This window comes from Streptomyces sp. NPDC094034, assembly GCF_040303865.1.
Lineage (GTDB): Bacteria > Actinomycetota > Actinomycetes > Streptomycetales > Streptomycetaceae > Streptomyces.
Genome location: NZ_JBEOUD010000095.1, coordinates 1 through 4,993, shown reverse-complemented (window position 1 = coordinate 4,993; position 4,993 = coordinate 1). Strand labels below are relative to the sequence as shown.

The 4,993-nt window shown below is 71.4% G+C and carries 2 protein-coding genes; both read right to left on the bottom strand.

Translation table 11 applies throughout. The features are described 5' to 3' along the window. On the bottom strand, nt 1-860 hold an 860-nt coding region (locus tag ABTZ59_RS36765), incomplete at its 3' end, for a beta-ketoacyl synthase N-terminal-like domain-containing protein (RefSeq protein ID WP_351425715.1). A gap of 74 nt (nt 861-934) precedes the next feature. Beyond that, the coding region (locus ABTZ59_RS36760; RefSeq protein WP_351425709.1) for an SDR family NAD(P)-dependent oxidoreductase at nt 935-4,993 on the bottom strand (4,059 nt) is incomplete at its 5' end.

Here is a 4,993-nt window from a genome sequence, read left to right as displayed (position 1 = left end):
CGTACCGCGTCCGACAGCCGCTCCACCAACAGCATGCCCACGCCCTCGGCGAAGCCCGTACCGTCGGCGCCCTCCGCAAAAGACTTGCACCGGCCATCGGGCGCGAGGCCGCGCTGCCGGCTGAACTCCACGAACGTCCCGGGGGACGACATCACGGTGACACCGCCGGCCAGGGCCAGGGTGCACTCGCCACGCCGCAGCGACTGCACCGCCAGGTGCAGCGCCACCAGCGACGACGAACACGCCGTGTCCACCGTCACCGCGGGCCCCTCAAGACCGAGGACGTAGGAGATCCGGCCGGGGAGGACGCTCGCCGCGTTGCCGGTTCCGACGTAGCCGCCGAGGTCTTCGGGGGCGTCCGTGGCGATCGGGCCGTAGTCCTGACCGTTGGTGCCGACGAACACACCGGTGCGGGAACCGCGCAGCAGGACCGGGTCGATGCCGGCCCGCTCGAAGGACTCCCACGCGGTTTCGAGCAACAGCCGCTGCTGAGGGTCCATCGCCAGCGCCTCACGTGGCGAGATCCCGAAGAACCCCGCGTCGAACCCGGCGGCCTCGTAGAGGAAGCCGCCCTCGCGGACGTACGAGCTTCCGGGACGTTCCGGGTCCTCGTCGAAGAGGGTGTCGAGGTCCCAGCCGCGGTCCGTCGGGAAACCCGAGAGCGCGTCCGTGCCGGAGGCCACGAGCCGCCACAGGTCCTCCGGGGATGCGACCCCGCCCGGGAAACGGCAGCTCATGCCGACGATCGCGATCGGCTCGCTGGCCTTGGTCTCCACCTCGCGCAGGCGATCGTTCGCCTTGTCCAGGTCGGACGTGACGCGCTTGAGGTACTGAAGGAGCTTCGCTTCGTTCGCAGACATGATGAGGGGTCACCCGGTTCTTTGCGTCTTTACGGAGAGATGGAGGCGGCGAGGCGGGCCGGAGCGGGATGTGGTCAGACGGACCCGGAGCCGGACCCCGACCCGGACCCTGAGCCGGACCCGTACTTCTGGTCGATGTAGTCGAAGATGCCGCCGGCATCGGCATCGTCCAGGTCGAGGTTCAGGTCCAGAACCGGGGACTCGCCCTGGCCTGTCCCGGTCCCGGTCCCGGTCCCGGTCCCGGACACGGTCCCGTATCCCGTCCCGTGCACCGTCACCTCGACGGCTCCGGTGATCTTCGAGAGCAGCACCCGCAGGCGATGGGCGATCTCGATGCGCCCGTCTTCCTCGCCCTCCTGCAGGGCGAGGACCGCCGTCTCCAGCCGGTTCATGTCGTCGAGGACGGCTTCGATGTCCGTCGAGTCAGACGTGAGTTCGGTCAACAGGTGCTGAGCGAGCGACGCCGGCGTCGGGTAGTCGAACACCATGGTGGCGCTGAGCCTCATACCGGTGGTCAGTCCCAGCCGGTTGCGGAATTCGACGGCGGTGAGGGAGCCGAATCCGAGTTCCTTGAAGCTGCGGTCCGGCTGCAACGTCCGCGTGCCGGAGTGGCCGAGAACAGCCGCCGCGTGCGTGGACACGAGGTCGACCAGAGCCGTGAGGCGCTTGTCGGCCGGCAGTGCGGCCAGCCGCTCGTGCAGGGACGGGCCGCCGGTCGCGCCCGCGGCATCGGAGTCCTGGGCCGGGTCCGGCGCGGGACGGAGGATCCGCTCGGCCTCGGGCACGCCGGTGAGCAGCGCGCTCGGCCGGCCGGAGGTGAAGTCGGCGGCGAAGCGCGCCCAGTCCAGATCGCCTACGACGAGGGTCGGTTCGCCGCTCGCCACGGCCTGGAACAGCGCGGAGATCGCCGTCTCGGGCTTCATGGGGACCACTCCCCCACGGACCAGGCGGTCGTCCACGGACGCCGAGCCGTCGGTGGCCATGCCTCCATCGGCCCAGGCGCCGAAGGCGACCGAGGTGGCGGGCAGGCCGAGGGCGTGGCGCTCCTCGGCGAGGGCGTCCAAGTAGGCGTTGGCGGCGGCGTAGTTGGCCTGCCCGGGGGCGCCGAGGGTGCCCGCCATCGAGGAGAAGAGCACAAAGGCTTCGAGGCGGTCGGCGTCGCGGGTCAGCTCGTGCAGATGCCGAGCCGCGACGCTCTTGGCGCGCAGAACCGTCTCGAAACGGTCGGGCGTCAGCCCTTCGATCAACGCGTCGTCGAGGACGCCCGCGAGGTGGATCACCGCGGTCAGCGGATGCTCGGCGGGTACGGCGGCGAGCACGGCCGTCAGCTCCTCCCGGTCCGCCGCGTCACAGGCCGCGATCCGTACCGGGACCTCGTACCCGGCCAGCCGCGCCAGCAGGTCCGCCGCCCCCGGCGCGTCCACGCCGCGTCTGCTCGTCAGTACGAGGTTGTGGGCGCCGTTGGCCGCCAGCCACTCCGCGACACGGGCTCCGAGCGCGCCCGTGCCTCCCGTGACCAGGACGGTGCCGCTCGGGCGCCACTCGGGGGCCGCCTCCGCGCCGCGCGCCGCCCGGACCAGACGACGTCCGAACAGGCCCGTGGTGCGGGCCGCCACCTGGTCCTCGGGGACCCTGCCCGTACCGGCGCGGCCGGCCAGGGCGACGGCGAGGTGGTCCTGGGCGCGCGGATCCAGGGTGGCCGGCAGGTCGACGAGGCCGCCCCAGAGCTGGGGCCACTCCAGCGCGGCAACGCGGCCGAAGCCCCAGAGGGGGGACTGGGCGGCGTTCACCGGCGGGTCCTCGGGGCCCACGGTCACCGCGTTCCGGGTGGCCACCCAGAGCGGGGCTTCCACGCCCGCGTCGGCCAGCGCCCGGAGCAGGCAGAGCGTTCCGACGAGTTCGCCGGACACGGCGGAGCCGGCCGGCCCGGTCTCCTGGTCGAGCGCGAGCAGCGAGAGCACGCCCGTCAGTCTGTCCGTGCCGCCGTCCTGGACTTCCCGCAGTAGGCGGGCGAACCCCTCCTGGTTCACCGTGCCCGCCGGAACCGCTCGTACGACGGCCTCGGCACCGTACCGGGACAGGCACTCGGAGACGGAGGCCGCCCACGTGTCCGTGTCCGTGTCCGGTGCGTGGTCTTCGGGTACGACCAGCAGCCAGGTTCCGGACAGCGCGGACGGAGCCGGGGCGACCGCGAGCCGCTCCCATACGATGCGGTAGCGCCAGTCGGCCGCGGCGGACCGCTCCTTGTGCCGGGCGCGCCACGCGGAGAGTACGGGCAGCGCCGGCCGCAGGGCCTCCGCGGCCGTGCCGTCGCCATCGTCATCTCTATCGCCATCGGCGGCGTCGTCGAGTTGCAGTGCCGAGACGAGCCCGGCCAGGTCGGTGTCCTCGATCGCCTCCCAGAAGCGGGCTTCGGCCTCGTCGTGGGCCCTGGAGCCGTCGGTCGGGCGGGCGGGCGTGGCGTCGAGCCAGTAGGGCTGGTGCTGGAAGGCATAGGTGGGCAGGTCGACGCGGGTGGCGTCGGTGTGGGTGAAGAACGCGGTGCGATCGGTGACCGCGTCCTGTGCCAGGAGATGCGCGAGCGCGGTGACCGCGGTGTGGGGTTCGGGACGGTCGCGACGGAGGACCGGGACGGCGATGGTGGTGCTGTCATCGGGCTGCATCTGCTGGATCATGGCGGTGAGTACGCCGTCGGGACCGAGTTCGAGGAATACCGAAGCGCCCTCGGCTTCCAGGGTGCGCACGGCGTCGCTGAAACGAACCGTCTCGCGGACGTGCCTGACCCAGTAATCCGGAGTGCATGCCTCGTCCGTGACGAGGGTTCCGGTGAGCGCGGAAACGAAACCGATCTGGGGCGGGGCGAACGACACGTCCGCGATGGCCGTGCGGAAGTCCTCCAGCATCGGGTCCATCAACGGCGAGTGGAAAGCGTGACTGACCCGCAGCTCCTTGGTACGGACACCGGATGACTGGAATTGCCCGGTCACCTCGGCCACGGCTTCCTGGGTGCCGGAGACGACAACGGCCTGGAGACCGTTGACCGCCGCGATGGCCGCCCCGTCCACCAACAGAGGCGCCACCTGATCCACGTCGGCCTCAACGGCGACCATGGCGCCGCCCTCGGGCAGAGCGCCCATGAGCCGGCCCCGCGCGGCAACCAGCACAGCAGCATCACGCAGCGACAAGACGCCCGCCACATGCGCGGCAGCAATCTCCCCGACCGAATGACCACCCACGAAAGCGGGCCGGACACCCCAGGACTCGACCAGACGGAAAAGCGCAACCTCAACCGCGAACAACGCGGGCTGAGTGAACACCGTCCGATCCAGCAGCTCACCCTCCTCGAACACCACCTCCCGCAAGCCCCGCCCAAGCAGAGGATCCACCTCCGCACACACAGCCTCGAAAGCCTCGGCGAACACAGGGAAAGCCGCATACAGCTCACGGCCCATCCCCAGCCGCTGACTGCCCTGACCCGTGAACACCACCGCCAGACGCCCGCGTCCGGCCGCACCTCGTGCCACCGACATGTCGTTCTCGCCGGCCGCCACCGCACGGAGAGTTCGGGTCAGCGCCTCGCGGTCCTCCGCGACCACCACCGCCCGGTGCTCAAGCACCGATCGGCCCATCAACGAGTACGCGACATCCGCGGCACGCAGTCCGGGCCGCTGCTCGACGAAGTCCAGCAGCCGCGCGGCCTGAGCCCGCAACGCCTCCGCCGACCGCGCCGAGAGCACCCACGGCACCAGACCACCACCCACCGCCACCGACCCGGACTCGGTCCTGGCATCGGGCTCGAAGTCGGCGGTGTCCGGCGCCTGTTCGAGGATGACGTGAGCGTTGGTGCCGCTGGCGCCGAAGGAGGACACACCCGCGCGGCGCGCGCCGCCGGTCTCGGGCCACGGCCGCTCCTCGGTCAGGAGTCGGACGGCACCCGCTGTCCACTCCACCTGCGAGGACGGAACGTCCGCGTGCAAGGTCCGCGGCAGAGTCCCCTGCCGCATGGCCATGACCATCTTGATGATGCCCGCCATGCCCGCGGCGGCCTGCGTGTGGCCGATGTTGGACTTGATCGAGCCCAGCCACAGCGGCCGGTCCTTCGCCCGGCTCTGCCCGTAGGTGGCGAGGAGTGC